At 70.4% G+C, this 25,796-nt stretch carries 28 protein-coding genes; 15 read left to right on the forward strand and 13 right to left on the reverse strand.

The genetic code is table 11. From position 1 onward, the window contains the following. Window positions 1-227 precede the first annotated feature (227 nt). The gene (locus tag ACWBNA_RS03520) at window positions 228-1,196 is read right to left on the reverse strand and encodes a diacylglycerol/lipid kinase family protein (protein ID WP_383872357.1); all 969 of its coding nucleotides are present in this window, start codon (window positions 1,194-1,196) and stop codon (window positions 228-230) included. A 116-nt stretch (window positions 1,197-1,312) separates the two neighbouring features. Here ACWBNA_RS03520 and ACWBNA_RS03525 point away from each other — a divergent pair, with 116 nt between their 5' ends. Next, window positions 1,313-1,768: a hypothetical protein gene (locus ACWBNA_RS03525; protein WP_482702156.1), complete on the forward strand. Its 456-nt coding sequence runs from the start codon at window positions 1,313-1,315 to the stop codon at window positions 1,766-1,768. Window positions 1,769-1,818: 50 nt separating this feature from the next. On the opposite strand, the gene ACWBNA_RS03530 is transcribed toward ACWBNA_RS03525, so the two are convergent. The 3 genes from ACWBNA_RS03530 to ACWBNA_RS03540 all read right to left on the reverse strand — a co-directional run bounded on the left by ACWBNA_RS03530 (window position 1,819) and on the right by ACWBNA_RS03540 (window position 3,849). Further along, the gene (locus tag ACWBNA_RS03530; RefSeq protein ID WP_482702158.1) at window positions 1,819-2,928 is read right to left on the reverse strand and encodes an RNA polymerase sigma factor SigF; all 1,110 of its coding nucleotides are present in this window, start codon (window positions 2,926-2,928) and stop codon (window positions 1,819-1,821) included. Then, complete coding sequence (locus ACWBNA_RS03535) at window positions 2,925-3,338, reverse strand: ATP-binding protein (RefSeq protein WP_019058277.1); 414 nt, start codon at window positions 3,336-3,338, stop codon at window positions 2,925-2,927. Before ACWBNA_RS03535 ends, ACWBNA_RS03530 begins: the two co-directional genes overlap by 4 nt. 250 nt (window positions 3,339-3,588) lie before the next feature. Further along, a complete protein-coding gene (locus ACWBNA_RS03540) occupies window positions 3,589-3,849 on the reverse strand; it encodes a UBP-type zinc finger domain-containing protein (RefSeq protein WP_482702160.1) in 261 nt (86 codons plus the stop codon). An 86-nt stretch (window positions 3,850-3,935) separates the two neighbouring features. Between ACWBNA_RS03540 and ACWBNA_RS03545 the strand changes: the two genes are divergently transcribed. Beyond that, window positions 3,936-5,531 (forward strand): Na+/H+ antiporter, encoded by a 1,596-nt coding sequence (locus ACWBNA_RS03545; protein ID WP_482702162.1) that lies wholly within the window; start codon window positions 3,936-3,938, stop codon window positions 5,529-5,531. Window positions 5,532-5,562: 31 nt separating this feature from the next. On the opposite strand, the gene ACWBNA_RS03550 is transcribed toward ACWBNA_RS03545, so the two are convergent. Both ACWBNA_RS03550 and ACWBNA_RS03555 read right to left on the reverse strand, forming a co-directional pair. Then, window positions 5,563-6,474 carry a 1-aminocyclopropane-1-carboxylate deaminase/D-cysteine desulfhydrase gene (locus ACWBNA_RS03550; RefSeq protein WP_482702164.1) on the reverse strand — a complete coding sequence of 304 codons (912 nt, stop codon included), beginning with the start codon at window positions 6,472-6,474 and terminating at the stop codon, window positions 5,563-5,565. 43 nt (window positions 6,475-6,517) lie between these two features. Continuing rightward, window positions 6,518-7,108, reverse strand: a complete 591-nt coding sequence (locus ACWBNA_RS03555) for an N-acetylmuramoyl-L-alanine amidase (protein WP_482702166.1) — start codon at window positions 7,106-7,108, stop codon at window positions 6,518-6,520. A gap of 313 nt (window positions 7,109-7,421) precedes the next feature. On the opposite strand from ACWBNA_RS03555, the gene ACWBNA_RS03560 reads away from it, so the two are divergent. The 3 genes from ACWBNA_RS03560 (at window position 7,422) to ACWBNA_RS03570 (ending at window position 10,908) form a co-directional block, all read left to right on the forward strand. After that, window positions 7,422-8,828 carry a family 2B encapsulin nanocompartment shell protein gene (locus tag ACWBNA_RS03560; protein WP_482702168.1) on the forward strand — a complete coding sequence of 469 codons (1,407 nt, stop codon included), beginning with the start codon at window positions 7,422-7,424 and terminating at the stop codon, window positions 8,826-8,828. A 117-nt stretch (window positions 8,829-8,945) separates the two neighbouring features. Then, window positions 8,946-10,022, forward strand: coding sequence for a family 2 encapsulin nanocompartment cargo protein polyprenyl transferase (locus ACWBNA_RS03565; protein ID WP_482702440.1), 1,077 nt, complete (start codon window positions 8,946-8,948; stop codon window positions 10,020-10,022). A gap of 280 nt (window positions 10,023-10,302) precedes the next feature. Next, window positions 10,303-10,908, forward strand: a complete 606-nt coding sequence (locus ACWBNA_RS03570; protein WP_482702170.1) for a GNAT family N-acetyltransferase — start codon at window positions 10,303-10,305, stop codon at window positions 10,906-10,908. Window positions 10,909-11,091: 183 nt separating this feature from the next. On the opposite strand, the gene ACWBNA_RS03575 is transcribed toward ACWBNA_RS03570, so the two are convergent. Beyond that, entirely contained in the window at window positions 11,092-11,682 is a 591-nt protein-coding gene (locus ACWBNA_RS03575; protein ID WP_482702172.1) for a TetR/AcrR family transcriptional regulator, read from the reverse strand. A gap of 137 nt (window positions 11,683-11,819) precedes the next feature. Here ACWBNA_RS03575 and ACWBNA_RS03580 point away from each other — a divergent pair, with 137 nt between their 5' ends. The 5 genes from ACWBNA_RS03580 (at window position 11,820) to ACWBNA_RS03600 (ending at window position 14,780) form a co-directional block, all read left to right on the forward strand. After that, window positions 11,820-12,404 carry a dihydrofolate reductase family protein gene (locus ACWBNA_RS03580; RefSeq protein ID WP_482702174.1) on the forward strand — a complete coding sequence of 195 codons (585 nt, stop codon included), beginning with the start codon at window positions 11,820-11,822 and terminating at the stop codon, window positions 12,402-12,404. A 26-nt stretch (window positions 12,405-12,430) separates the two neighbouring features. Further along, window positions 12,431-12,655 (forward strand): hypothetical protein, encoded by a 225-nt coding sequence (locus tag ACWBNA_RS03585; protein ID WP_482702176.1) that lies wholly within the window; start codon window positions 12,431-12,433, stop codon window positions 12,653-12,655. 132 nt (window positions 12,656-12,787) lie between these two features. After that, window positions 12,788-13,204, forward strand: a complete 417-nt coding sequence (locus ACWBNA_RS03590; protein ID WP_482702178.1) for a YciI family protein — start codon at window positions 12,788-12,790, stop codon at window positions 13,202-13,204. Window positions 13,205-13,211: 7 nt separating this feature from the next. Beyond that, window positions 13,212-14,432 (forward strand): RNA polymerase sigma factor, encoded by a 1,221-nt coding sequence (locus ACWBNA_RS03595; protein WP_482702180.1) that lies wholly within the window; start codon window positions 13,212-13,214, stop codon window positions 14,430-14,432. Window positions 14,433-14,441: 9 nt separating this feature from the next. Then, window positions 14,442-14,780: a DUF952 domain-containing protein gene (locus ACWBNA_RS03600; protein ID WP_482702182.1), complete on the forward strand. Its 339-nt coding sequence runs from the start codon at window positions 14,442-14,444 to the stop codon at window positions 14,778-14,780. On the opposite strand, the gene ACWBNA_RS03605 is transcribed toward ACWBNA_RS03600, so the two are convergent. Continuing rightward, entirely contained in the window at window positions 14,777-15,514 is a 738-nt protein-coding gene (locus ACWBNA_RS03605) for a VOC family protein (protein WP_482702184.1), read from the reverse strand. The genes ACWBNA_RS03600 and ACWBNA_RS03605 overlap by 4 nt on opposite strands. 192 nt (window positions 15,515-15,706) lie before the next feature. Here ACWBNA_RS03605 and ACWBNA_RS03610 point away from each other — a divergent pair, with 192 nt between their 5' ends. Together ACWBNA_RS03610 and ACWBNA_RS03615 are read left to right on the forward strand one after the other, a co-directional pair. Continuing rightward, complete coding sequence (locus ACWBNA_RS03610; RefSeq protein ID WP_482702186.1) at window positions 15,707-17,485, forward strand: aminotransferase class I/II-fold pyridoxal phosphate-dependent enzyme; 1,779 nt, start codon at window positions 15,707-15,709, stop codon at window positions 17,483-17,485. Beyond that, window positions 17,482-18,285 (forward strand): phosphatidate cytidylyltransferase, encoded by an 804-nt coding sequence (locus ACWBNA_RS03615; protein WP_482702187.1) that lies wholly within the window; start codon window positions 17,482-17,484, stop codon window positions 18,283-18,285. Before ACWBNA_RS03610 ends, ACWBNA_RS03615 begins: the two co-directional genes overlap by 4 nt. 295 nt (window positions 18,286-18,580) lie before the next feature. On the opposite strand, the gene sodN is transcribed toward ACWBNA_RS03615, so the two are convergent. Further along, a complete protein-coding gene (gene sodN, locus ACWBNA_RS03620; RefSeq protein ID WP_030928916.1) occupies window positions 18,581-18,976 on the reverse strand; it encodes a superoxide dismutase, Ni in 396 nt (131 codons plus the stop codon). Between the two features lie 144 nt (window positions 18,977-19,120). On the opposite strand from sodN, the gene sodX reads away from it, so the two are divergent. Then, complete coding sequence (gene sodX, locus ACWBNA_RS03625; RefSeq protein WP_482702442.1) at window positions 19,121-19,555, forward strand: nickel-type superoxide dismutase maturation protease; 435 nt, start codon at window positions 19,121-19,123, stop codon at window positions 19,553-19,555. On the opposite strand, the gene ACWBNA_RS03630 is transcribed toward sodX, so the two are convergent. Then, window positions 19,459-20,088, reverse strand: coding sequence for a CGNR zinc finger domain-containing protein (locus ACWBNA_RS03630; protein WP_482702189.1), 630 nt, complete (start codon window positions 20,086-20,088; stop codon window positions 19,459-19,461). The genes sodX and ACWBNA_RS03630 overlap by 97 nt on opposite strands. A gap of 99 nt (window positions 20,089-20,187) precedes the next feature. Here ACWBNA_RS03630 and ACWBNA_RS03635 point away from each other — a divergent pair, with 99 nt between their 5' ends. After that, the gene (locus tag ACWBNA_RS03635) at window positions 20,188-20,964 is read left to right on the forward strand and encodes a class I SAM-dependent methyltransferase (protein ID WP_482702191.1); all 777 of its coding nucleotides are present in this window, start codon (window positions 20,188-20,190) and stop codon (window positions 20,962-20,964) included. An 83-nt stretch (window positions 20,965-21,047) separates the two neighbouring features. Here ACWBNA_RS03635 and ACWBNA_RS03640 read toward each other — a convergent pair whose 3' ends face one another. The 3 genes from ACWBNA_RS03640 to ACWBNA_RS03650 are packed head-to-tail and all read right to left on the reverse strand — an operon-like array spanning window position 21,048 to window position 23,748. After that, complete coding sequence (locus ACWBNA_RS03640) at window positions 21,048-21,809, reverse strand: amino acid ABC transporter ATP-binding protein (protein ID WP_482702193.1); 762 nt, start codon at window positions 21,807-21,809, stop codon at window positions 21,048-21,050. Then, window positions 21,806-22,753 carry an amino acid ABC transporter permease gene (locus tag ACWBNA_RS03645; RefSeq protein ID WP_482702195.1) on the reverse strand — a complete coding sequence of 316 codons (948 nt, stop codon included), beginning with the start codon at window positions 22,751-22,753 and terminating at the stop codon, window positions 21,806-21,808. Before ACWBNA_RS03645 ends, ACWBNA_RS03640 begins: the two co-directional genes overlap by 4 nt. Before the next feature lie 32 nt (window positions 22,754-22,785). Then, the gene (locus tag ACWBNA_RS03650) at window positions 22,786-23,748 is read right to left on the reverse strand and encodes an ABC transporter substrate-binding protein (RefSeq protein WP_482702197.1); all 963 of its coding nucleotides are present in this window, start codon (window positions 23,746-23,748) and stop codon (window positions 22,786-22,788) included. A 652-nt stretch (window positions 23,749-24,400) separates the two neighbouring features. Here ACWBNA_RS03650 and ACWBNA_RS03655 point away from each other — a divergent pair. Continuing rightward, on the forward strand, window positions 24,401-25,624 hold the full coding sequence (locus ACWBNA_RS03655; protein WP_383872280.1) for an NAD(P)-dependent malic enzyme: 1,224 nt from the start codon (window positions 24,401-24,403) through the stop codon (window positions 25,622-25,624). Window positions 25,625-25,796 lie beyond the last annotated feature (172 nt).

Genomic DNA, 25,796 nt, shown 5'->3' on the forward strand with positions numbered 1-25,796 from the left:
GTTCCCTGGTGTGGTCCTGTGTGTGTTGAGGGGTTCTGGTGATCAGTGGAGGCCGGTGTTGCGGGCCGTCTCGATCGCCACGTAGAGACTCGCAAACCTCAGCGGCGGATACAACCCCTTCTGGAAAGTTTTTTTTGATTCCTCGGTGTCGACTAGGTCACAGCCGTACTTCCATGGGGTGGACCCTGGTCTAAACGTTCGAGTGAAAGGACTTTGGCCCCTTCTGCTCACACAATCACACGCAGTGCACGGCGTACGCCTGTGAACGTCACGCTCGTTCGCAGTCCGAGGTGGTCGCCGTCCATCTGGAGGGGTAGCGGCACCTTCGAATGCAAGGTGAACTGGTCCGCGTCGTGCAGGGAGAAGGCGTGCTTGCCGTGCGGTCCCCGCTCGGGGGACGAAGTGAGCAACTGGGTGCCATACCGGGCCACAGCGGTCGTCGTCATGCGGCTGAGACCGAGTACGTCGAGGCCTTTATCGAACGAGGCCTTAGGTGACGCGTACATCGGGTGATTGCCCAGGAAGGTCCACGGAGAGGTGTTCGAGACTATGGACAGGACCAGATCGGTCACCGGCTCCGCGTCCGGCCGCTCCAGAGTGATCGTCCCGTGCCGGCGGTGCGCCTCACCGAAGAACTGGCGCAGTGCCTGGCGTACGTAGAGCGCGTGGGTGGACCTCCTGCCGCGCTCTCGCTGCTGCTCGACCCGCCCGACCACGCCGGCGTCGAAGCCGAGACCCGCGTTGAAGGTGAACCACCGGGACGGCACGGCCTCGTCGTCCGAGCCGGGTGTGCCGGAGGTCAGACCCAGGCCGACCATGCGTTCGCTGCCCTCGCGCAGGGCGTCCAGCAGGGCGCCGGTGGCCTCCACGGCGTCGTTGGGCAGCCCCAGGGCACGGGCGAAGACGTTCGTCGAGCCGCCGGGGACCACCGCGAGGCCGGGCAGGCGCTCCGGATCGGGGCCGGCGTGCAGGAGGCCGTTGACCACCTCGTTGACCGTGCCGTCGCCGCCGAGGGCCACGACCAGGTCGACGTCCGAGCTCTCCGCCGCCTGCCGGCCCAGGTCGCGCGCATGGCCGCGGTACTCGGTGGTGACCACCTCGAGCTTCATCTCGCTCGCCAGCGCATGGATCAGGACATCGCGCGTACGTGCGCTTGTGGTGGTTGCCGCCGGATTGACCACGAGAAGTGCACGCATGAGTTGCAGCGTACCTACTGGGTGGTACCGGGCACAGGGCGAGGTAGTGATCAAGTAAGACTTCCGGGCGTGAACCTCGACACGGGGGCGTACGAGCCGAGGGCTACCCTTCTGGAGTGAGCGCTGAGCAGAACCCCGCACCCGAAGCCGCGGAAGCCGCCCGAAATACGGAGCCCCGTCCGGGCCGGCTGACCGCCGCGGCGGCGCTGGCCGCACTGGAGGGACTCGCCCTGGCCGTCGGCGGCTTCTGGATGTTGGTGGAGGGCTTCGCGGGGGACCCGGACGACCGGCAGTCGGCCGTCACCGGGGGGATCACGCTGATCGTGCTCGCGCTGCTGCCGCTGCTCGCCGCGCGCGGGCTGCTCGCCCGGCGCAGCTGGAGCCGGGGGCCGGCCGTCATCACGCAGATCATGGCGCTGCCGGTGGCCTACAACCTGCTGCAGGCCGACAGCGTGGCCATCTGGGCGGGGATCGCCCTCGCGGTCGTGGCCGTGACCGCGCTGGTCCTGCTCATCAACGCGGAGACGACCCGGGCCCTCGGGATCCGGGGGCCCGGCAACGCTCAGAAGTAACCGCCACAGGCGTTACCTCTGACGACCTCTGACGCGCCACGCCTGAGGCGCTACTCCTCCACCAGCAATTTCTCCCGCAGCTGTGCCAGGGTCCGGGCCAGCAGCCGGGAGACGTGCATCTGCGAGATGCCGACCTCCTGCGCGATCTGCGACTGGGTCATGTTGCCGAAGAACCGCAGCAACAGGATCCGCTTCTCGCGCGGGGGCAGGTCCTCGAGGAGCGGCTTGAGCGACTCCCGGTACTCGACGCCCTCCAGCGCCTCGTCCTCCGCGCCCAGCGTGTCCGCGACCGCGGGGGACTCGTCGTCGGTGTCGGGGACGTCCAGGGACAGCGTGGAGTACGCGTTGGCGGACTCCAGGCCCTCCAGGACCTCCTCCTCCGAGATGGCCAGCTTCTCGGCCAGCTCGTGCACCGTCGGGGAGCGGCCGTGCTGCTGGGAGAGCTCGGCCGTGGCCGTGGTCAGCGCCAGCCGCAGCTCCTGGAGCCTGCGCGGGACCCGCACCGCCCAGCCCTTGTCGCGGAAGTGCCGCTTGATCTCGCCGACGACCGTCGGAGTCGCGTACGTCGAGAACTCCACGCCGCGTTCCGGGTCGAAACGGTCGACCGACTTGATCAGGCCGATGGTGGCGACCTGGGTGAGGTCGTCCAGCGGCTCGCCGCGGTTGCGGAAGCGGCGCGCGAGGTGCTCGACGAGCGGCAGGTGCATACGGACCAGCCGGTTGCGCAGCTCCGCGTACTCCGGGCTGCCGTCATTCAGGGTGCGCAGCTCCACGAACAGGGCGCGCGCCCCGCTGCGGTCCTGAGGGTCGTGCCGTGTGGCCTGCACGCGCTGCGGGGCCTTTTCGTCGTCTCGCTCGTGCTCGCTCATCGTCCCGCCCGTAGCCCTTCCCCGAGCCCTCGCCTGCGCTCGGACAGGGGACACCCCGATCCGTCCGTCCAGAGGCGTGCTCTGTACGGCACCTTCCCGATCACGCTGCCCGTCGTCCAGGAAGCCGGTCTCCGAGGAGTCGTCCTCCGGGTGCGGCCGGGCCTGCTCGGGGATGCCGTCGATGCCGTCCGCCATGCGTCGGGATGTGCTCGGGCCGCCCGTGCCTTCGGCGGTCGGCAGCTCCCGTGTGCCGCGCTCTTCGTCCCGCACCGGCCCGTCCCCGTCCCTCACGCCGGCCCGGGTCCCGCGCCGCGCTGTTTGTAGAGGCTGATCGAAACGGTCTTGTCCTCGTCGACGGCCGACGAGACCTTGCCCGCCAGGGCCGACAGCACGGTCCACGCGAAGGTGTCCCGTGCCGGGGCGTGACCGTCCGTGGTCGGCGCCGAGACGGTGACCTCCAGCGAGTCGTCGACGAGTCGGAAGACGCAACTGAGTACGGAGCCGGGCACGGCCTGCTGCAGCAGGATCGCGCAGGCCTCGTCCACCGCGATGCGCAGATCCTCGATCTCGTCGAGGGTGAAGTCCAAACGGGCCGCGAGGCCGGCCGTGGCCGTACGCAGCACCGACAGGTAGGCACCCGCAGCCGGCAGCCGGACTTCCACGAAGTCCTGGGTCGCGGGCTCGCCTGCGATCTGGGACACCCTCACCTCCAAGGTGGTACAAGCATTTCGGGGCCGAGGGTCGCCCCCCGGGGTAACGCGATACGTGGTTCAGCGGTGACGCTACCGCGCTCTCAGCATTCCTGTCCCCGGGACCCCAACCCCGTGCTGTCACTCATAGTAAACATGCGAACACGCTCCGTGGCTAGGGGGTTCGCGGACCCAATTGGGAAGAGCGCGCGCCGGGTTGACGTACCCAGACGTCAGACGGTCGAACCGTCCGGATCGGGGGTCATACGAGCACGTGGTCGACGAAGCACCAACGCCACGCCTCACCGGGTTCGAAGGTCCGCATGATGGGGTGTCCTGAGTCCTTGTAATGCTCCGTCGCATGCCGATTCGGCGAGGAGTCGCAGCAGCCGACGTGGCCGCAGGTCAGGCACAGCCGAAGCTGTACCGGATGGGTGCCGGTCGCCAGACACTCCAGGCAGGTGTCGCTCAGCGGCCCGGGTTCCGGGAGCGGCAGCGCGTCGGCATGCGTGCACTGTTTCATGATTGCCAGGTTACGACGGGCGCGCGGATGACCGCGCCGAAAACCGAGGGTGGGCGAACGACGATGAACAAGGGTGGGCGAGGACCATGGACGTGATGCCCCTGCTGTTGCTGGTGGCGGGCAGCGCCATGATCGCGGCGGCCGCCCGGCGGACCCCCGTGCCGGCACCGCTGCTGCTGGTCGCCGCCGGGCTCGTGATCTCGTACGTCCCAGGGGTACCGGAGTACACCCTCGACCCGCATATCGTCCTGCCGCTCGTCCTGCCCCCGCTGCTGTACACGGCGGCCTCCGACAGCTCGTACCTCGATCTGCGCGCACAACTGAGGCCGGTGGCGTTGCTGTCGGTCGGTTACGTCCTCTTCGCGACCTTCGCCGTGGGCTGGGCCGCCTATCTGATCGTGCCGGACCTGCCGCTGACCGCCGCGCTGGTGCTGGGCGCGGTGGTGGCGCCGCCGGACGCGGTCGCGGCCACGGCGGTCGCACGCCGGGTCGGGCTGCCCTCCCGGATCACCACGATCCTCCAGGGTGAGTCCCTGGTGAACGACGCCACCGCGATCACCGCCTACCGGGTGGCCCTCGCGGCGGCGGTCGGCGAGGGCGCCACCTGGGCCGGGGGAATCGGCGAGTTCCTGCTCGCCGCGGTCGGCGGCGTCGGCTTCGGCCTCGTGCTCATGGTGCCGCTCCACTGGCTGCGCACCCACCTCAAGGAGGCGCTGCTGCAGAACACGCTCTCCCTGCTGATCCCGTTCGTCGCGTACGCGGCCGCCGAGCAGGTGCACGCCTCCGGTGTCCTCGCGGTCGTGACCGTCGCGCTGTACCTCGGACACCGCGCGTGGGAGGTCGACTTCGCGACCCGTCTGCAGGAGGAGGCCGTCTGGAAAATGGTCGCGTTCGTCCTGGAGTCGGCCGTGTTCGCCCTGATCGGCCTGCAATTGCCCGTGATCCTCAAGGGGCTCGGCGAGTACGAGGGCGGCCGCGCCGCCTGGTACGCGGTCCTCCTCTTCCTCGTGGTCGTCGTCTCCCGGTTCGTGTGGGTGTACCCGGCGACCTTCCTGCCCCGCCGGCTGTCGGCCCGCATCAGGGAACGCGAGCCGAATCCCACCTGGAAGGGGTCCTTCGTCATCGCCTGGGCCGGCATGCGAGGCGTGGTCTCCCTGGCCATCGCCTTCTCCATCCCGATGACCATGCACGGCGGCGAACCCTTCCCCGAACGCAACCTCATCCTGTTCCTCACGTTCACCACGGTCATCGGCACGCTGGTCCTCCAGGGCCTCACCCTGCCCACGCTGGTCCGTCTCCTGAAACTGCCCGGCCGGGACAGCCAGGCCGAGACGCTCGCGGAGGCGAACGCCCAGGCGCAGGCATCCCGGGCCGCCGAGCGCCGCCTGGAAGAACTCCTCTCCGACGAGCGCAACGCGCTCCCACCGCCCCTCGCAGACCGCCTCCGCAGCGTTCTGGAGCGCCGCCGCAACGCCGTCTGGGAACGCCTCGGCCAGGTCAACCCCCTCACCGGCGAGACGGTCGACGACACCTACCGCCGCCTGTCCCGGGAGATGATCAGCGCCGAGCGCGCGATATTCGTCAGGCTGCGCGACGGCCGCCACATCGACGACGAGATGCTGCGGACGCTGCTGCGCAGACTGGACCTGGAGGAGGCCGCCGCCTTTCGCGAGGCGGCGTGAGGATGTCCGTACCGTGCCGGAATCCCGCCGGTCACCTGACAGGCGGGGCCCCGGTCACCACCGCGGCCACCGCGGAGCCCTCCTCGAACGCTCCCTCCTCCACCAACACGACAAGCCCATACAGCAACTTGGCGACATAGAGACGCTCGACCGCCACTGCGTGCCGCTCCTCGAAGTCCTCGGCGAAAGCATCGAGCGCGGAGGTCGTCCGGCCGTAACCCCCGAAATGGAAGCGGTCGTCGAGGGTCCAGTTGCCGCGCCGCCCGCCGAAGGCCTGCTTCTGTAGATCCTTTGTGTCTGCCGTCAGGAAGTCGCCCTTCAGGACGGGTATGCCCAGCGCCCGCTGCCCGGGCCCCAGTCCCGCGGCGAGACCCGCCAGCGTGCCGCCCGTGCCGCAGGCGAGCGCGACGACGTCGGCCTGCCCCCGCAACTCCTCGCCGAGCGCCCGACACCCGCGCACGGCGAGCGCGTTGCTGCCGCCCTCCGGGACGACGTACGCGTTTTCGGCGCCGGCCCCCCGCAGCAGCTCGGCCAGGAGTTCCGGCTCACCCTTGCGTCGGTACGTCACCCTGTCGACGAAGTGCAGCCGCATGCCGTCGGTGGCGCACCGGGCCAGGGAGGGGTTGAGGGGGCGGTCGGCCAGTTCCTGGCCGCGCACGATGCCGATCGTGGGCAGGCCGAGGAGGCGGCCCGCGGCGGCCGTGGCGCGTAGGTGGTTGGAGTAGGCGCCGCCGAAGGTGACGACGGTGCGGCCGGCCGCGGCGATGAGGTTGGGGGCCAGCTTGCGCCACTTGTTGCCGACGAGCTCCGGGTGGATCAGGTCGTCGCGCTTGAGCAGCAGACGGACGCCGTGGCGGGTGAAGCGGTCGTCGGTGACCTCCTGCAACGGCGACGGGAGCCGGGGGTGGAGGGCGGCGAGGTCGGGGGTGTCCGGGCTGGTCACCGCACCATTGTCACCATCCGGCGAGGTCCCGCCGCACGTCGGGTCACTTCAGGCGGTCCCGCACCCGCTTCCGCATGGACGCCATCGTGAAGCCCCGCGGATCGACCTTCCCCGGCTGCCACTCCAGGTGGCCGATGACCGATCGTTCCGTCCAGTCGTGGTGGCGGCAGATCGCGGCGGCCGCTCTCTCGATCGCGTCGAGCTGGGCCTCGGGCCACGGGTCCAGGCCGTCGCCGAGGTTCTCGCACTCGAAGCCGTAGAAGTGGCGGTTGCCGTCGGTGTTCGCCTCGTTGTCGTGGGGGAGCGCCTTCTCGGCGATCACCGCGCGCAGGACGTCGTCGTCGCCGAGACCGGCGTGGTTGGCGCGGCCGTAGCCGACGAGGTGGACGGTGCCGTCCTTGGTGATGACGCCGTGGCACAGCGGGCCGGGGAGGTCCTCGTAGCCGTCCCGGCACAGTCGTACTGTCCGCTCGCTGCCTTTGGTCACGGTGTGGTGGATCATCACGCCGTGGACGGGGCCCCAGGGGCCCTTGTGGTTGCGATTGTGGTGCTCCCAGTCGCCGACCTCGACGACGGTGAGGCCCTCCGCCCTCAGGCCGGCCAGAAATCCGCCCGCGGACATGGGTGAGGCCATGGCCGCCTCCTTCGCGCTTGCGGCCGGCCGCCGTGCGCGGCCGACTCGTACCGCTTGCTTGTACCGGAAGCGGAGTGGCCGGACTACTCGCTCGCACAGCGTGCGAGCCGATCCGGACAACTTCCCTCCGCTGACCTGAAACGGCCGTCGAAGCGAGGCACTGGACAGGATCCCCCCATGTGCCCAGTGGATCGGTGATCCATTCCCGCTCTTTCGTGTAATAGCACCGGCACGGTCCGTGATGGAAGGCTTGTGTGTGCAGATCGATGCGGGGCGCAGATCAGCGCCGCGCAAACCGGGAGGGCAATTCCTTATGTCGGTAGGCGAAGAGGTCCGCACCGAGCAGGACAGGCCGCAGCAGAGCCTCGGCACAGCGGCCGCGCGGAACCTGGCCACCACCACCAAGTCCGCACCACAGATGCAGGAGATCAGCTCCCGCTGGCTGCTGCGCACGCTGCCCTGGGTCAATGTGCAGGGCGGCACATACCGGGTGAACCGGCGACTGAGCTATGCCGTGGGGGACGGCCGGGTCACCTTCGTGAAGACCGGGGACCGCGTGGAGGTGATCCCCGACGAGCTGCGCGAACTGCCCGCACTGCGGTCGTACGAGGACGAGGACGTGCTCACCGAGCTCGCCCGGCGCTGCGAGCAGCGCGAGTTCAGCCCCGGCGACGTGATCGCCGAGTTCGGAAGCCAGGCGGACGAGGTCTTCCTGCTGGCGCACGGCAGGGTGGAGAAGGTCGGCACCGGCCCGTACGGCGACGACGCGGTCCTCGGAGTCCTCGCCGACGGCGCCTACTTCGGCGATCAGGGACTCCTCGACCCCGACTCCATCTGGGAGTACACCGCCCGGGCGGTCACCGCCTGCACGGTGCTCGTACTGCCCCGCCAGCATGTCGAGCAGGTCTCGGAGCGCTCCGAGACCCTGAGCGGACACCTCCAGCAGCAGCGCGCGATCCCCTCGCAGCGCACCAACAAGTTCGGCGAGAAGGAGATCGACCTCGCGGCGGGTCACGACGGCGAGCCGGACATCCCGCACACCTTCGTCGACTACGAGGCCAGGCCCCGCGAGTACGAACTGAGCATCGCCCAGACCGTACTGCGCATCCACTCGCGCGTGGCCGACCTCTACAACCAGCCCATGAATCAGACCGAGCAGCAGATCCGGCTGACCGTCGAGGCGTTGAAGGAACGCCAGGAGCACGAACTCGTCAACAACCGCCAGTTCGGGCTGCTGCACAACTGCGAGTACGACCAGCGCCTCCAGCCGCACGACGGCGTGCCCAGCCCCGACGACCTGGACGAACTGCTCAGCAGGCGGCGCGGTACCAAGCTGCTGCTGGCCCACCCGCGGGCGATCTCGGCGATCGGGCGTGAACTCAACAAGCGCGGACTGGTCCCGGAGACCATCGAGGTGGCCGGCAACCGGATTCCCACCTGGCGCGGGGTGCCGATCTACCCGTGCAACAAGATCCCGGTCACCGAGGCCCGCACTACCTCGATCATCGCCATGCGTACCGGCGAGGCCGAACAGGGCGTCATCGGCCTCCAGCAGGCCGGCATCCCGGACGAGATCGAGCCCAGCCTGTCCGTGCGCTTCATGGGCATCAATGAGCAGGCGATCATCAAGTACCTGGTCACGGCCTACTACTCGGCCGCGGTCCTGGTGCCGGACGCGCTCGGTGTTCTGGAGAACGTCGAGATCGGCCGCTGGAGGTGACGTCCGCGCACCCGAACGCCGTGTCCCCGCTCTTCGGGGCGGGTACATCCCGGTCGTATGCGCCCAGCCACGACGGAAGCGCCACCGCTCTCCGAGGGGGACCCCATGGCCGAGTTCATGACGGACACCAAGCAGAGCGCCGGCGCACACCCCACCGGGACCCGTCCGCTCGACGGGCAGGAGGCGGGGGTGATCCTGGAGCGGGCCCGGACCTCGGTCGACCCCGCGCTGCGCGCGGCCCTTGAGTCGCTGCCCGGCTCCATGCGCCGGGTCGCGCTCTACCACTTCGGCTGGGAGCACGCGGACGGCACCCCGGCGGCGGGCAACGCCGGCAAGGCGATACGTCCCGCGCTCGTCCTCACCGCCGCCGCCGCGCTCGGTGGACCGGGGGCGCGGGCGGCGGCCGTGCGGGCGGCCGCGGCGGTCGAACTGGTCCACAACTTCACGCTGCTGCACGACGACGTGATGGACCGGGACGCCACCCGGCGACACCGGCCCACCGCGTGGACCGTGTTCGGCGACGCCGACGCGATCCTCGCCGGGGACACTCTCCAGGCACTCGCCCTGCGGCTGCTCGCCGAGGACCCGCATCCGGCGTCCGCGCGGGCCGCCGCCCGGCTCGCGGACTGCGTCGTCGAGCTGTGCGCCGGCCAGCACGCGGACACGGCCATGGAGCTGCGAGGGCCGGGCGAGGTCACCCTGGATGAGGTGCTCGCCATGGCCGAGGCCAAGACGGGCGCGCTGCTCGGGTGCGCCTGCGCGTTGGGGGCGCTGTACGCGGGTGCGGCGGAGGAGGACGTCGAGGCGCTGGACGCGTTCGGCCGGGAGGCGGGGCTCGCCTTCCAGCTCATCGACGACGTGATCGGCATATGGGGCGACCCGCGCAGCACCGGCAAGCCGGCCGGCGCGGACCTCGTCGCCCGCAAGAAGTCCCTGCCGGTGGTCGCGGCGCTCACCTCGGGCACACCGGCTGCCGCGGAACTGGCCGAGCTGTACGGCGTTCCGTTCGAGGAAGGAGACCTGGAGCGGACGGTTCTCGCCGTGGAGCGGGCGGGCGGCCGTGACTGGGCGCAGGTCCAGGCCGCCGACCGGATGGCCCGCGCCATGCAGGAACTGGCCCGTGCGGTGTCCGACCCGGAGGCGGCGGGCGGGTTGCTGGCACTGGCGGAGTTCGTGACGCGGCGCAGCAACTGAGGCCACCGGGACTCGTCATCACACCCGTCAACCCCGTTGAACAGTAGACATCTGAACAGCGGACATCGAACGCCGTCGCAACCCGTCACCAAGACCCCGGAGCCGCCGGGGCCACGCGGTCCTGACCCCGCGCGGTGGTCTGCGGCTCCGGTCGGGCGGGTCCCGCACATCCCCACGGTGTGCGGGCCTCGCCGATTCGTTCGTGCCGATGGCGCGTTCACTCCCACCCCACGCCCAACGGCCGTACGATCAAGGTCCGTTGACGTGAAGGGGCGGGAACATGGGCGTGGCGATCCGGGCGGCGAGCGCAGGCGACCGTGGACTGGTCGTCCGGTTGCTGGACGCGGCCTTCCAGGACGATCCGGTCAGCCGCTGGGTGTTCCCCGGGGACGAGTACCGCCGTAGGACGCACCACAGGCTGATGGCCGCGTTCACCGACATCGTGCTCGGGGAGGGGCGCGTCGACCTCACCGAGGACGGCACGGCCTGCGCGCTGTGGCTGTCCGTGCCGGCGGCGGACGGCCACGGTCAGGACACCGACGAGGACGATGGCCCCGCCCGAGTGCGCGCCGCCGTCGACCCCGGGAACGAGCGCGTCGAACTCATCGGCCGGCTCACCGCCGACATTCACCCGTCGGACCGTGCCCACGCCTACCTGTGGATGATCGGCGTGGCCCCCGAGCGCCAGGGTGAGGGGCTCGGAACCGCGCTGATCATCCCGGTGCTCGACCGCTGCGACCACGAGGGCGTGCCTGCCTATCTGGAGGCGAGCAACGCCCGCAGCCGCAAGCTGTACGAGCGCCTCGGCTTCGAACTCACCGACCGCCCCCTCGACCTGCCGGAAGGCCCACAGATGTGGCCGATGTGGCGCGAGCCGCGCACCTGAGCGCGGCCGCTCGACGCACGGTTCCGGCCGGCCCGTCCGCCGGTCCGCTGCCACGCCGTTCCGGTCCGCGGGCCCGCCTCCGCCGGTGTCGCCGACCCGCCTCCGCCGGTCCGCCGGCCGACACCCTCCGGGCTGCCGGCCCGCTCCCCTCCGATCCGTGGCCCGCCCTCCCAGTCCGTCGACCTACCCCTCCGGCACCACCGTCGCCACGATCCGCTCCACCAGCCCCTCCGGCACGCTCACCCCGGGCAGTACGCCGTCCAGGACGCCCGGCAGGGTGAGGTGCTCCAGGATCAGTCCGAGCATCGCGAGGTAGAGCACGGTGACGGTCTCGTCGCCGCCGGGGAGCCCGGCCTCGCGGTGGAACCGCATGCCGTACTCCAGGTCGCCGCGCACCGACTTGGTGTAGGAGGCGCGCAGTTCGGGGCGTCGGGTGGCTTCGAGGCGCATCTCCAGCAGGGCGAGGTAGCCGGTGCGGTCGCGGGTCGCGCGGCTCATCAGGTCGTGCATGAAGGCGGTGACCAGCAGGCGGTCCTTCGGTCTCGTCATCAGGTCGGCGAGTTTGTCGGGGTCGGGTGCGAGCCGGTCGTGCAACCGGACGTCGATCTGCCGCAACAGGTCGTCGCGGCCGGTGAAGTAGTTGGAGGCCGTGCCCACCGGCACCGCGGCCTCGGTGTCCACCGCGCGGAACGTCAGCCCGCGCGCCCCCTCGCGTGCGAGCACCTCGACACCCGCGTCCACGAGCGCGGCCCGGCGCTCCGGGTTGCTGGCCATACGGAATCCCCTCTCTCACTTGATCTCGTGTGCTGAATTCCCTTGCGACCACTACAAGAGAAGTACTACAACTGAAGCACTACAAGCGAAGTACTTCAACTGAAGTGGTTCACGGCAGCCTACGAAAAGAGACCGGCTTGCGAAAGCTCACCTACTTCATCGCCTGCTCCATCGACGGGTTCATCGGAGACCCGGGCGGCGACGCGTCGACCATGTACCGCTTCGTGGACGAGGAGTTCCTCGAATTCCTCGGCACCGAGTATCCGGAGACCGTGGCGACCCCCGGCCGCCGGGCCGTCGGCATCGACGACCGGCCGAACCAGAAGTTCGACACGATCGTCCAGGGCCGCGCCAGCTACGACATCGCGCTCACGGACGGCATCACCAGCCCGTACGCCCACCTGCGCGAATACGTCGCCTCGCGCACTCTGAAGGAGTCGCCCGACCCGCACGTCGAGATCATCGCGGACGACCTGGTCGCCAAGGTGCGCGAACTCAAGGCGGAGGACGGCGGACTCGGCATCTACCTGTGCGGCGGCTCGGCGCTCGCGGGCGAACTGCTCGACGAGATCGACGAGCTGGTCATCAAGACCTACCCGGTCGTGCTGGGCACCGGCATGCCGATGTTCGGCTCCGGCTTCGCGGTCACCGACTTCGAGCTCGGCGAGGTGCGCACCTTCAAGAACGGGGCGCTCGTGCGGACGTACAGCAGGAAGCGCTGACGCACCGCTCGCCCTACGCTGAAGGCATGGACAGCGACGCACATGCCTGTCCCGCCTGCGGACAGCCCGTCGATACAGTCGTCCGGCGCCACAAGACGCTGGGCGCGTGGGTCCCGGTATGGGTTCCCGGCCCGTGCCGCAACCCGAAGTGCGAGGCGTACGTCGACAAGGCCACGGAAGAGGCCGCGGCCGACGAGAAGCACACGCACCGCACCCCCGCCCCGAACACCGCCACCCCGAAGAAGCCCTGAGCCGGGCCGGCCGAAGCAGAAAAGTCGAGCCGGGCTGTCGAGAACCCCCGACCGGCTCCGACGTCCCCTGTGAGCGCCGCCCACCACGGGCGGCCCGAGGCGAAGACGCCGAAGACGTGAAGGAGCGGACTCATGAAGTACCTGGTCATGGTGCAGGGCACGCAGGCGGACTACGAGGCGATGCGCGGCAAGACATCCCCGGACTCCCCGGCCTGGAACGCCCAGCAGCTCGAGGCGATGTACGCCTACATGGGAGCGATCAACGACGACCTCTCCGAGACCGGCGAGTTCATCGACGGACAGGGCCTGGCCGAGCCCGCGCGGGCCCGCACGGTCACACTCGGCGACGACGGCAAGGCCGTGATCACCGACGGCCCGTACAGCGAGACCAAGGAGCTGATGGCCGGCTACTGGGTCCTGGAGTGCGCGAGCCTGGAGCGGGTCACGGAGATCGCCGACCGTGTCACCCGCTGCCCCCAGCCCGAGGGGGCCCCGAACTACCCGGTGGTGATCCGGCCCATCCTGGACGGCGCCGGGGACATCTGCTGAGCCGTCCGTGAGAGCCAGCCGCGAGACCGAGGACCTGCTGCGCCGCCACGCGCCGCAGGTCCTCGGCGCGCTGGTCAGGCGGTACGGCCATTTCGACGCCGCCGAGGACGCCGTACAGGAGGCACTCCTCGCGGCGGCCGGGCAGTGGCCCTCGGCGGGGCTGCCGGACAACCCGCGCGGATGGCTCATCAAGGTGGCCTCGCGGCGGCTGACCGACGCCCTGCGGGCGGAGCGGGCGCGGCGGGCCCGGGAGGAACGGGCGGCGGCCCTGGCCCCACGCGACGCGTTCGTCACCGAAGACGGGGACCGGGCGCCCCGGGAGGACGACACCCTCTCCCTGCTCTTCCTGTGCTGCCACCCCGATCTGCCGCCGCCCGCGCAGATCGCGCTGACCCTGCGCGCGGTCGGCGGCCTCACGACGGCCGAGATCGCCCGCGCGTACCTGGTCCCCGAGGCGACCATGGCCCAGCGCATCAGCCGCGCCAAGCTGAAGGTGCGGGGCGTGCGCTTCGGGCGGCCGGACAACTGGGCCGCGCGCCTGCCCGCGGTCCTGCAGACCCTCTACCTGATCTTCAACGAGGGCCATACGGCGACCTCCGGACCGGCCCTCCAGCGGCGCGACCTCGCCGGCGAGGCGATCCGCCTGACCCGCACGGTCCACCGCCTCCTCCCCGACGACCGCGAGACGGCCGGTCTGCTGGCCCTGATGCTGCTCACCGACGCCCGCCGCGACGCCCGCACCGGACCGCACGGCGAGCTGATCCCCCTCGACGAACAGGACCGCGACCGCTGGGACAAGGCCGCGATCGAGGAGGGCGTCGCCCTGGTCACCCACGCGCTCAGCCACGGGCCCGCCGGCCCCTACCAGCTGCGGGCCGCCATCGCCGCCGTGCACGACGAGGCGCCGACCGCTCAGGCGACCGACTGGCGGGAGATCCTCGGCCTCTACGACGTCCTCGTGCGCCTCGTCCCCGGTCCCGTCGAACGGCTGGGCCGCGCCATCGCCGTCGCCATGGTCCGGGGCCCGCAGGCCGGGCTCGCCGAACTCGACGCTCTCAAGGACGCGTTGCGCACGGGCCACCGTCTGGACGCGGTCCGGGGCCACCTCCTGGAACGCGCCGGCTCGTACGACGAAGCCCGCGCCGCCTACGAGTCGGCCGCCGCCAGGACCCTGAGCCTGCCGGAGCAGCGCTATCTGCAGGCGCGGGCGGCCCGTCTGAGGCCGTAACGTGATCCCATGAGCACCTCGACGCCCATTCTTCACCTCACCGAGCGTTCCCTGTGGGAAGCGGCCCGCGCGCGAGGCACGTACGAGCTCTCGACCCGCGGCCGCACCCTCCAGGAGGAGGGCTTCATCCACTGCTCGACTCGGGCCCAACTCCCGCGGGTGGCCGCCTTTCTGTACGGCTCCTACGACGGCCCCGACGACCTGGTGGTCCTCGTCGTCGACCCCGAGCGGCTCGACGCGGAGCTGAAGTACGAGGCACCGGAGCCCGGCGCCGAGGAGTTCCCGCACGTGTACGGGCCCATCCCGGTGGAGGCCGTGGTGGACGTGGAGGTGTGGCGCGCCGGCTAGGGACGCGCCAGTCCGCCCGTCTGCGGGTCGCGGCCCGTCAGGCAGTACGTGCCGCCCGCCGGGTCGCGCATGACCGTCCAGTGGCGGCCGTGGGAGACGAGTTCCGCACCGAGCCGCTGGTGCTCGGCCGCCGTCGCCGCGATGTCCGCGCAGGCCAGGTCCAGATGGGCGGTCAGAGGCCGCTCCTCGTCCAGGCGCTGGAGGAGGACGCGGACCGGCAGCCCGGGCGGCGGCTTGACCACGTGGAACTCGGGAAGCGAGCCGGGCAGGGACTGCCAGTCCGGCAGAAGCGCGCCCCAGAAGGCGACCTCGGCGTCGTACGCGGACGGCGGGACGTCGACACACACCTGGTCGAGCCGGCTGCCGCGCACCACCGGCGGCCGCACCGCCTCCCCCTGCCACGGAACGGCACAGAACAGCTGTCCCGCGGGCGACCGCAGCACGGCCCACCCCTCGTGTTCGGCCGCCATGGCCGCCCCGCACGCCACCGCCGACTCCACGAACCCGGCCACGTCGTCCACCGCGAAGTCGAGATGCGCGCCGCCGGCCCCCTCCGTGACGCCCTGGACCTTCACGCAGGCGTCGGCGCCGTCCGGCACGAGAGTCGCGAACTCGCCCTGGTCACCCCGGGGTTCGGACAGCCGCGTGTCCGTCACGGCCGTCCAGAACTCCTGGGCCCGGTCGAGGCCCTGGGCGGGCCGGTCGATGAAGGCGTACGTCCAGCGGATGCTCATGCGGTGATCGTAGGCGGGGGAGACGGTAGGCGGGGGAGACGGGGCGGCCGTCGGAGGGTGAGCCCCGCGCGGAGCACACGCGCGACGCCCGCGCCTGAGTACGCGTACCCAGGCCGATCGTGTCGCTCGCCTCTGGTGCGGCCGGTCCGCGTTCCCCATGCTGCAATCCACGCCGCCACGGAAGAGGTTCTTATGGGTCGTGAACTGCAGCTGCGCGCTGCCGGTCCGGAGGATTTGGAGTGGATCCACGAACTGCGTCATCGGGTGTACGCACAGGAGTTGGGCCAGCACCCGCCGGATCCGTCCGGGCGGCTGAGTGACGGGCTGGACGGCGAGAACGTCTATCTGGTCGCGGCGCGAGGCGCCACCCGGATCGGCTTCGTCAGCCTGACTCCTCCCTGGCTGGGGCGCTTCGGGCTGGACAAGTACCTGACCCGCGACGAGCTGCCGCTGCTGGCCGAGGGCGATCTGTTCGAGGTGCGCATCCTCACCGTCGAGCCGCGCTGGCGGGCCTCCGCGGCGGCACCGCTGCTGATGTACGCGGCGCTGCGCTGGATCGCCGCCCGGGGCGGTCGCCGGGTGGTGGCGATGGGACGCACCGAACTGCTCGACATGTACCTGGCCGCGGGCCTGCGCCCGGTCGGCCGTACCGTCCACAGTGGCGCGGTGACCTTCGAGGTGCTCACCGGCAGCGTGACCGAGCTGACGAAGATCTCGACGGACCGTCACCGCACCACGCTGGAGCGTCTGCGAAGCGAGGTGGACTGGCGGCTCGACGTGCCGTTCGCACCCCGGCCGGACGGCTGCGAACACGGTGGCGCTTCGTTCACCGCCATCGGCACGGACTTCCGTACTCTGCACCGGCGCCTCGAGGTGGTCGCGGCCGACGTGCTGGACGCCTGGTTCCCGCCGGCCCCCGGGGTGCGGGCGACCCTCGTCGAGGACCCGGCCTGGGCCGCCCGGACCTCGCCGCCGACCGGCGCCGAGGGCCTGCTTGCGGAGATCGCCGCGGTCCGGGCGCTGTCGGAGGAGGCGCTCGCGGTCGGCGCCGGTTCTTCCGACCTGATCTTCAGGGCGTTCGGCCGGTGGCTGACCCCGGAGAGCAGGGTGCTGCTGATGGACCCGGGCTACGGCGAGTACGCCCACGTCACGGAGAGGGTGATCGGATGCCGGGTCGACCGGCTCCGGTTGCGCCGCGAAGACGGCTGGCGGATCGATCCGGCCCGGCTGTCCGCCGCTGTCGACTCCGGCCGCTACGACCTCGTGGTGGTGGTCAACCCGAACAACCCGACCGGACGCCACGCGCCGGCCGCGGAGCTGCGCTCGGTGATCGAAGCCGCGCCGGCCCGAACCCGCTGGTGGATCGACGAGGCCTACCTGGGCTATGTCGACCCGACCGAGTCACTTGCCGGGCTAGCCGCGACGGACCCGCGGGTGGTGGTCTGCACCTCACTGTCCAAGATGTACGCGCTGTCCGGCATGCGGGCGGCCTACCTGGTGGCCGAGCCGAACACCGCGGCCCGGCTGCGCCGATGGACCCCGCCCTGGCCGGTCAGCCTTCCGGCGCAACTGGCCGCCGTGGCAGCCCTGCGCGACCCGGCGTACTACAGCGCCTGCTGGCTTCGCACCCACGCGCTGCGAGGGCAACTGGCCGCCGGGCTCGCCGGGCTGGACCAGAGCGTGGTGGTCGACGAGGGCGTGGCGAACTTCCTCACCGTGACCCTGCCGTCCGGCGGACCGAGTGCCGCACAAGTGGTGAACGAGTGCCGCCGCCACGACGTCTACCTGCGCGACCTGTCGCCGCTGTCGCCGGAGTACCAGGGGCGCACGGTACGCACCGCGGTCAAGGACACCGCCGAGAACGCGCGCATCGTGGCCGCTTTCCGGGAGGCCCTGGACGTACTGCGGCCGCCTTCGGCCTCGCCCGTCACCCGGTCCGGGCGCGTTCCCGCCGCGGGATCCGCCCGGTGATCACCGTGGCCTCCCTGGCGCCCTACCTCGGTGGGGCGCTGGCGCTGGGCGGCGTCGCAGTGGCGGTGTCCCGGCGCCGTGAACTGCTGATCCGGTGGTGTGCCTGGGCGGTCGGAGTGCCGCTGATCACCGGCGCGTTCTGGTGGGGCCGGCCGGGCGCCGCGGCCATCGCCATCGTGGTCGGGGTGATCGCCGTGATGGAGTTCGGCGCGCTGATGCGGCTGGGCCGGTGGGACCGGGCGGTGCTGGCCGCGGCGGTGGCGGGCGTCGTGCTGGCCGCCTGGCTGGCGCCCGGAGAGGTGCTCCGTGTGGCCGCGATCGGGGCGCTCGCGGTGGCCGCGGTGCCGCTCCTGGCCGGCGACGCCGACCACGGCCTGCACCGGCTCGGCGCCGGCCTGCTCGGGCTGGCCTGGCTGAGTGTGCTGGCCGCCCTCGTGCCGCTTGGGGCGAGCGCGCTCGCGCTGTTCGTCGCGGTCTCGATCGCCGACATCGTGGCGTACTTCGCCGGTCAAAGGCTCGGCGGGCCGAGGTTGTCGCCCCTGTCACCGGCCAAGCGGTGGAGCGGGACCCTGGCCGGGGCCGCGGCCGGCCTCGCGGTGCTCGCCGTGCTGTCCGCGCCGAGTTGGCCGATGGCGGTGGCGGTGGCGGTCGGCGGCCCGGTCGGCGATCTCCTCGAATCCATGATCAAAAGAGGGGTGCAGACCAAGGACTCCGGCAGCTGGCTGGCCGGCTCCGGCGGTCTGCTGGACCGGATCGACTCGCTGCTCATCGCGCTGGCCGTCCTGCTCGTACTGCGCTGACCAGCGTCCGCCCTGCGGCTGATCGATGGTGTTGCTGGCCGCCGCGGCGGTAGGTGTACGACCCTGCGGATGACCGGCACGGTCGACGACTTCGTCGTCGGACTCCGACCCCGACCGACAGGGAACCGGCGCCCCCTCAACTGCCGCTGTGGGAAGGGCGATGGAGCTGTGCCCGCCGGGCAAAGAAGACCGCACCCGGACCGTCGGTGGCGCCGTTGTCGGCGGCCTGCGGACCGGGTGCGGGCAGTGGACCAGGCGACCAAAGGCATCGCAGGTCGTGCGGCGTGATCAAAGATCAGGCCTTCTTGGTCTCCCAGAAGATCTTGTCGATCTGGGCGATGTAGTCCAGGGCCTTCTGACCCGTGGCCGGGTCGGTCGAACCCTTGGCGGCCGAGAGGGCCTTCAGGGCGTCGTTGACCAGCTGGTGCAGCTCCGGGTACTTCTCGAAGTGCGGGGGCTTGAAGTAGTCGCTCCACAGCACGGAGACGTGGTGCTTCGCGAGCTCGGCACGCTGCTCCTTGATGACGGTGGCGCGCGCCTGGAAGTGCGGGTCGTCGTTGCCGGCCATCTTTTCCTGGACAGCCTTGACCGACTCCGCCTCGATGCGGGCCTGGGCCGGGTCGTACACGCCGCAGGGCAGGTCGCAGTGGGCGCTGACCTTGACCTTGGGGGCAAACAGGCGGGAAAGCATGCGCAATCCTTCCTCGTGATCGTCTTCTCAGGTGCGACATTACTCCCCGAGAGAAGCGTTTTCGCGAGTGCCCCCATGGGCTTAGGACAAAAGTCCGGGGTCAGACTGAGACTGGTGGAGGAACGGACCGGGGAGGTGCCGGGGATGCCGGAGCTGTCGCAGGAGACCGAACGCGGGGGTGCCGTACTGCCGTTTGGGCTGGCCGAGGTGACCGGGCCGTCCATGGTGCCCACGCTCAGCCACGGGGATCAGCTCGTCGTCCAGTGGGGCGCGAGGATCCGGCCCGGCGACGTGGTCGTCCTGCGTCATCCGTTCCAGCAGGACCTGCTCGTCGTCAAGCGGGCCGTGCAGCGGCGGGAGGGCGGCTGGTGGGTGCTCGGGGACAACGCGTACGCCGGCGGCGACAGCACTGACTACGGGACCGTCCCCGACGAACTGGTGCTCGGCAAGGTGCGCTTCCGCTACCGGCCGCGCAGGCCGGATCAGCGTTCGCCGTTCGCCGCGGTGCGCTGGGCGCTGTCGGCCGCGAGGCCGGTCTTCTCCGACCGGTCGGCCTCCAGGCGCTTGCGGGCGCGGTAGGCCGCCACGTTGGCGCGGGTCGCGCAGCGGTCGGAGCAGTAGCGCCGGGAACGGTTCGTGGACGTGTCGAGGTAGGCGTTGCGACAGGGGGCCGCCTCGCACAGGCCGAGGCGGTCGACGCCGTACTCCGTGAGATGGAAGGCGAGGCCCATCGCGGCGATGGCCGCGTAGCCCGCGGTCGCGTTCGACGGGTGGTCCGCCAGGTGCATGTGCCACAGCGGGCGGCCCTCGTCGTCCCGGTAGTCGTGGCCGGAGATCTGCGGGCTCACCGGGAACTCCAGCAGCAGGGAGTTCAACAGGTCCACCGCCAGGGTCTCGTTGCCCGTGTCCGCCGCCTCGAAGACCGCCCGGAGCCGCGCCCGTACGCTCCTGAAGCGCGTGACGTCCGCGTCCGTGGCGCGCCGGGCCACTCCCTCGTTGCCGCCGAAGAGGTCGTGGATTGCCTCGACCGAGGTCAGCACGTCCTTGCCCCGGGCCGGTTCCTCGCTGTTGACGAGGCGTACGGCGTAATCCGAGTAATAGGCCAGTTCCACTTGTAGTCCTTACGGAGGCGTTCTATGGTCGTGGTGCGGTCGGGTAACGGCCGATCGTGCATCCAGGGTATTACGTCACGTATGCGACGGAGGGGCTCGATGGCGGACACGGACACGCACACCACCACTGCCGGTACCGACTGGCAGGCCTGGCAGAGGAGCTGGGACCGGCAGCAGGAGTGGTACATGCCCGACCGGGAGGAACGCTTCCGGATCATGCTCGACATGGTCGAGGCCCTCGTCGGCACCACCCCGCGCGTCCTGGACCTCGCGTGTGGCACGGGAAGTATCACGGCCAGGCTCCTCGCCCGGTTCCCGCAGGCCACCAGCACCGGCGTCGACCTCGACCCGGCACTCCTCGCCATCGCCGAGGGCACCTTCGCGGACGACGAGCGCGTCACCTTCGTCACCGCCGACCTCAAGGACCCCGACTGGCCCGCCAGGCTGCCGTACGACTCGTACGACGCCGTCCTGACCGCCACGGCCCTGCACTGGCTGCACAGCGCCCCCCTCGCGGCCCTCTACGGTCAGGTCGCGGAACTCGTCCGCGACGGCGGTGTCTTCATGAACGCGGACCACATGATCGACGACACCACGCCCCGGATCAACGCGGCCGAGCGCGCGCAGCGGCACGCGGCCATGGAACAGGCCAAGTCCGACGGCGCCCTCGACTGGTCCCAGTGGTGGCAGGTCGCCGCCAAGGATCCCGTCCTCGCCGGGCCCACCGCCCGGCGCTTCGAGATCTACGGCGACCATGCCGACGGCGACATGCCGTCCGCCGCGTGGCACGCGCGCGTGCTGCGCGAGAAGGGCTTCGGGGAGGCGCGTCCGGTGTGGTGCTCCCCGTCGGACACGCTGCTGCTCGCCGTGAAGTAGCGGCAGAAGGCTTTGGCGTAGCGCCTGAGCGTACGGAAAGGGGCGGTACGGGAATCCCGTACCGCCCCTTCACCTTGCGCCTGCTACAGCACCTTGGACAGGAACGACTGCGTCCGCTCGTGCCGCGGGTTCGCCAGGACGTCCCGCGGGTTGCCGGACTCGACCACCACGCCGTCGTCCATGAAGACCAGGCTGTCGCCGACCTCCCGGGCGAAGCCCATCTCGTGGGTGACGACGATCATCGTCATGCCGGACTCGGCGAGGTCGCGCATGACGTCCAGGACGTCACCGACCAGCTCCGGGTCGAGCGCCGAGGTCGGCTCGTCGAAGAGCATCAGCTTCGGGTCCATCGCCAGCGCACGGGCGATCGCCACGCGCTGCTGCTGGCCACCGGAGAGCTGCGAGGGGTAGGTGGAGGCCTTGTCGGCCAGGCCGACCCGGTCGAGCAACTGCTGCGCGCGCTCCCGGGCCTGGGCCCGGCTCACGCCCTTGACCTGGACCGGCGCCTCCATGATGTTCTCGACGGCCGTCATGTGCGGGAACAGGTTGAAGCGCTGGAAGACCATGCCGATGTCGCGGCGCTTGACCGAGACCTCGCTGTCCTTCAGCTCGTACAGCTTGTCGCCCTTCTGGCGGTAGCCGACCAGGTCGCCGTCGACGTACAGACGACCCGCGTTGATCTTCTCCAGGTGGTTGATGCACCTGAGGAAGGTCGACTTGCCCGATCCGGAGGGGCCGATGAGGCAGAAGACCTCGCCGGACTTCACTTCGAGGTCTATGCCCTTGAGGACCTCGACCAGACCGAAGGACTTGTGGACGCCCTCGGCCTTCACCATGGCGGTCATGCGTTACCTCCCGCCGACTTCGAACGGCTCGACAGGGACAGCAGGTTCGCCCTGATCTTCTGGAGCGGCGTGGCCGGCAGGCTGCGGCTGGCACCGCGGGCGTAGTACCGCTCCAGGTAGTACTGGCCGACGCTGAAGATCGAGGTCAGCACCAGGTACCAGGCCGCGGCGAGGAACAGCATCTCGGCCGGGGCACCGGAGGTCTGGCCGATGTCCTGAGCGACGCGGAGCAGCTCCGAGTACTGGACCACCGACACCAGCGAGGTCGTCTTCAGCATGTTGATGACCTCGTTGCCCGTGGGCGGCACGATCACGCGCATCGCCTGCGGGACGACGATCCGGCGCAGCGTCTTGCCGTGGCTCATGCCCAGCGCGTGCGACGCCTCGGTCTGGCCCTCGTCGACCGAGAGCAGACCGGCCCGGCAGATCTCCGCCATGTACGCGGCCTCGTTGAGGCCGAGGCCCAGCAGCGCCGTCAGGAACGGGGTCATGAAGTCCGACCACTCGTTCTTGTAGAACGGCCCGAGGTTGATGTACTCGAAGACCAGGCCCAGGTTGAACCAGACGATCAGCTGGACCAGGACCGGGGTGCCGCGGAAGAACCAGATGTAGAACCACGCGATGGACGAGGTGACCGGGTTCTTCGACAGGCGCATCACCGCCAGCAGGATGCCGCCGACGACGCCGATCAGCATGCACAGCACCGTGAGCAAGAGCGTCTTGCCCACGCCGCTGAGGATGCGGTCGTTGAAGAAGTAGTCCGGGATCGCCCCCCAGTTGATCCTGCCCTGGGAGAACGCGTACACGATGCCGGCCAGCACGGCGAGGGCGACCACGGCGGACACGTACCGCCCGTAGTGCCGGACCGGGATGGCCTTGATGGCCTGCGGGCCGGCCGGCGGAGTGTCCGCCGGCCCGCCCGTCTTGTCGATGTCAACAGTCACGGGTGTTGCCTTTCAGTGCCCGCGGGCCGCGGTCACTTGCCGCCGTTGATGGTGGCTTCCTTGACGGCGCCGTCGGCGACGCCCCACTTCGTGATGATCTTCTCGTACTCGCCGTTCTCGATGATCGCGTCCAGCGCGGCCTTCAGGGCGTCCCGCAGCTGAGTGCTGTCCTTGGCGACCGCGATGCCGTACGGGGCGGCCTCGACCTGCTCGCCGACCAGCTGGAAGTCGTTGCCGCCACCGGAGGTCTTCACGGCGTACGCGGCGACGGGGAAGTCGGAGGAACCGGCGTCGGCGCCGCCCGCGCGCAGGCGGGTCTGGGCCTGCTGGTCGTTGTCGAAGGCCTGGATGGAGATCGTCTTGCCGCCGGTGCACTTCTTCGCCTCGGACTTGGCGAGGTCCTCGGAGACCGTGCCGCGCTGCACCACGATCTTCTTGCCGCACAGGTCGGACCAGGTCTTGATGCCCTGGTCGTCGCCCTTCTTGGTGTAGATCGAGACACCGGCGGTGAAGTAGTCCACGAAGTCGACGCCTTCGCCGACCTTCTTGCCGGTGTCCGAGTCGACACCCTCCTGGCGGTCCTTGGTGTCGGTCATCGCGGACATGGCGATGTCGTACCGGTCCGAGCGCAGACCCGTGATGAGGGTGTCGAAGGTGCCGTTCTCGAACTTGAACGTCACGCCGAGCTGCTTGCCCATGGCGGCCGCGAGGTCGGGGTCGATGCCGACGGTCTTGCCGGCGCTGTCCTTGAACTCGACCGGCGCGTAGGCGATGTCGGAACCGACCTTGATGACGCCCGCGTCACGGATCGCCTTCGGGAGCTTGTCGGCCAGCGGGGCGGCGCTCGCCGAGGTGGTGTCGGTGCTGCCCGAGCCGCTGTCCTCGGTCTGGTCACCGCAGCCGGTGAGTAGCAGAGCGCCTGCGACCGCGATCGCACCGACCGCTGCTAGCCGGGAGTGCGCGGCGGTCGTACGACGGGTGGAGCTTGCGGTCATTGTGGGTTCCTCCGGCGGATGGGTGGAGTTGCCATTGGGGCGGACACCTGCTGATGGGGTCGGCAGGTGCCTTTGGTCCTGGGTCGACGAGAGCACACGTCTTCGAGTGTCGCGACCTCGTGTGATGACGGCATCTTGCCATTCGGACTAAGGCATTCAGGGGCGCAGCCATGTCAAAATCGGATAACGGGCGACCCCCGAACCGCACCAGTTCGGTACATCACGACCGCACCATCTACGGGAATCCTCCCTTCCGGCCGCAATATCTTCGGTATGTCGCGGGATGCGGACCTCGGTCCGGCGCGGGTCGGCGCCGGTTGATCGACGTCCGAACGTCCGTCAAGCCGATCTTGAAGGTTTGGGCCGATATGTCCCATGATGCATGTCACCGGTGTGTCACCGATATGGGGACGATCCCGCTCCGCCATGTGACCTTGCACGTATTGGACTCGTCGGCGGGCGGCCCGTCCGGTAAGAAGGTTCTTTACACCCCTCATCCGGGGCTCAGGGCGCGTGTGCGGCGCGCCCGTCGCGTAGGGCCCGTACGTACCCCGTGCGGGTGCAGGACCATCAGGGCCGTACGCGGTGCCCGCCCACTTCTCAACCAGGAGTGGCCACCCTCAAACCATGAAGACCTAAGGGGTAAGACAAAGTGGCAGCGGAGATCGTCAATCCTCGCAGCGACAGCAGTACGGACCAGGAGGGCGGGGCGGAGCCCTTCGATTCCTTCGATCCGGCGTTCGCGCTGCACCGCGGCGGCAAGATGGCCGTGCAGGCCACCGTGCCGGTCCGCGACAAGGACGACCTGTCCCTGGCGTACACGCCCGGCGTCGCGAAAGTGTGCAGCGCGATCGCCGAGCAGCCCGATCTCGTCCACGACTACACGTGGAAGTCGTCTGTCGTCGCCGTTGTGACGGACGGTACGGCGGTGCTCGGACTCGGTGACATCGGACCCGAGGCCTCCCTCCCGGTGATGGAGGGCAAGGCGATCCTGTTCAAGCAGTTCGGCGGTGTGGACGCGGTGCCGATCGCTCTGAACTGCACGGGTGTGGACGAGATCGTCGAGACCGTGGTCCGGCTCTCGCCGTCGTTCGGCGGGATCAACCTCGAGGACATCTCGGCGCCGCGGTGCTTCGAGATCGAGCGCAAGCTCCAGGAGCAGCTGGACATCCCCGTCTTCCACGACGACCAGCACGGTACGGCGGTCGTGACGCTGGCGGCGCTCAGGAACGCGGCGAAGCTGACCGGTCGTGGGATCGGCGAGCTTCGAGCCGTCATCTCGGGCGCCGGCGCGGCCGGTGTGGCCATCGCGAAGATGCTGGTCGAGGCCGGCATCGGGGACGTGGCGGTCGCGGACCGCAAGGGGATCGTGTCGGGTGACCGTGACGATCTGACCTCGGTCAAGAGGGAGCTCGCCGGCTTCACGAACAAGGCGGGCATCACCGGGTCGCTGGAGGCCGCCCTGGAAGGCGCCGACGTCTTCATCGGGGTTTCCGGCGGTACGGTGCCGGAGCCGGCGGTCGCCTCGATGGCCGAGGGCGCCTTCGTCTTCGCCATGGCCAACCCGAACCCCGAGGTCCACCCCGATGTCGCGCACAAGTACGCGGCCGTCGTGGCCACCGGGCGGTCGGACTTCCCCAACCAGATCAACAACGTGCTGGCGTTCCCCGGGATCTTCGCGGGGGCGCTGCAGGTGCGGGCCTCCCGGATCACCGAGGGCATGAAGATCGCGGCGGCCGAGGCGCTGGCGTCGGTGGTCGGCGACGACCTCGCCGCGGACTACGTGATCCCCTCGCCGTTCGACGAGCGGGTGGCGCCTGCGGTGACGGCTGCGGTGGCGGCGGCGGCGCGGGCGGAGGGTGTTGCTCGGCGCTGAGGTCTGTGGTGGCCCCGTCCCCGTCCGATTGGGCGGGGCCATTTTTTTGTCTGGGCGCCCGGCTGAACGGGTGGTTTCGGGGGTGCGCGTGCGCGTGCGCATGCGCACGCGCGTAGCGCCTTCGGGTGCGTGCGGGGGGATGGGGGTCGGGGCCGGGGGGGGGGGGGGGGGG

The organism is Streptomyces sp. Q2 (assembly GCF_056820935.1).

Bases quoted from the DNA above. Each gene is read 5' to 3' on its own strand.
- ACWBNA_RS03545 (WP_482702162.1), top strand. From the start codon at position 3,936: ATGGACGTGATGCCCCTGCTGTTGCTGGTGGCGGGCAGCGCCATGATC.
- sodX (WP_482702442.1), top strand. From the start codon at position 19,121: ATGCCGGAGCTGTCGCAGGAGACCGAACGCGGGGGTGCCGTACTGCCG.
- ACWBNA_RS03570 (WP_482702170.1), top strand. From the start codon at position 10,303: ATGGGCGTGGCGATCCGGGCGGCGAGCGCAGGCGACCGTGGACTGGTC.
- sodN (WP_030928916.1), bottom strand. From the start codon at position 18,976: ATGCTTTCCCGCCTGTTTGCCCCCAAGGTCAAGGTCAGCGCCCACTGC.
- ACWBNA_RS03565 (WP_482702440.1), top strand. From the start codon at position 8,946: ATGACGGACACCAAGCAGAGCGCCGGCGCACACCCCACCGGGACCCGT.
- ACWBNA_RS03575 (WP_482702172.1), bottom strand. From the start codon at position 11,682: ATGGCCAGCAACCCGGAGCGCCGGGCCGCGCTCGTGGACGCGGGTGTC.
- ACWBNA_RS03605 (WP_482702184.1), bottom strand. From the start codon at position 15,514: ATGAGCATCCGCTGGACGTACGCCTTCATCGACCGGCCCGCCCAGGGC.
- ACWBNA_RS03520 (WP_383872357.1), bottom strand. From the start codon at position 1,196: ATGCGTGCACTTCTCGTGGTCAATCCGGCGGCAACCACCACAAGCGCA.
- ACWBNA_RS03600 (WP_482702182.1), top strand. From the start codon at position 14,442: ATGAGCACCTCGACGCCCATTCTTCACCTCACCGAGCGTTCCCTGTGG.
- ACWBNA_RS03540 (WP_482702160.1), bottom strand. From the start codon at position 3,849: ATGAAACAGTGCACGCATGCCGACGCGCTGCCGCTCCCGGAACCCGGG.
- ACWBNA_RS03560 (WP_482702168.1), top strand. From the start codon at position 7,422: ATGTCGGTAGGCGAAGAGGTCCGCACCGAGCAGGACAGGCCGCAGCAG.
- ACWBNA_RS03640 (WP_482702193.1), bottom strand. From the start codon at position 21,809: ATGACCGCCATGGTGAAGGCCGAGGGCGTCCACAAGTCCTTCGGTCTG.
- ACWBNA_RS03555 (WP_482702166.1), bottom strand. From the start codon at position 7,108: ATGGCCTCACCCATGTCCGCGGGCGGATTTCTGGCCGGCCTGAGGGCG.
- ACWBNA_RS03585 (WP_482702176.1), top strand. From the start codon at position 12,431: ATGGACAGCGACGCACATGCCTGTCCCGCCTGCGGACAGCCCGTCGAT.
- ACWBNA_RS03635 (WP_482702191.1), top strand. From the start codon at position 20,188: ATGGCGGACACGGACACGCACACCACCACTGCCGGTACCGACTGGCAG.
- ACWBNA_RS03650 (WP_482702197.1), bottom strand. From the start codon at position 23,748: ATGACCGCAAGCTCCACCCGTCGTACGACCGCCGCGCACTCCCGGCTA.
- ACWBNA_RS03610 (WP_482702186.1), top strand. From the start codon at position 15,707: ATGGGTCGTGAACTGCAGCTGCGCGCTGCCGGTCCGGAGGATTTGGAG.
- ACWBNA_RS03590 (WP_482702178.1), top strand. From the start codon at position 12,788: ATGAAGTACCTGGTCATGGTGCAGGGCACGCAGGCGGACTACGAGGCG.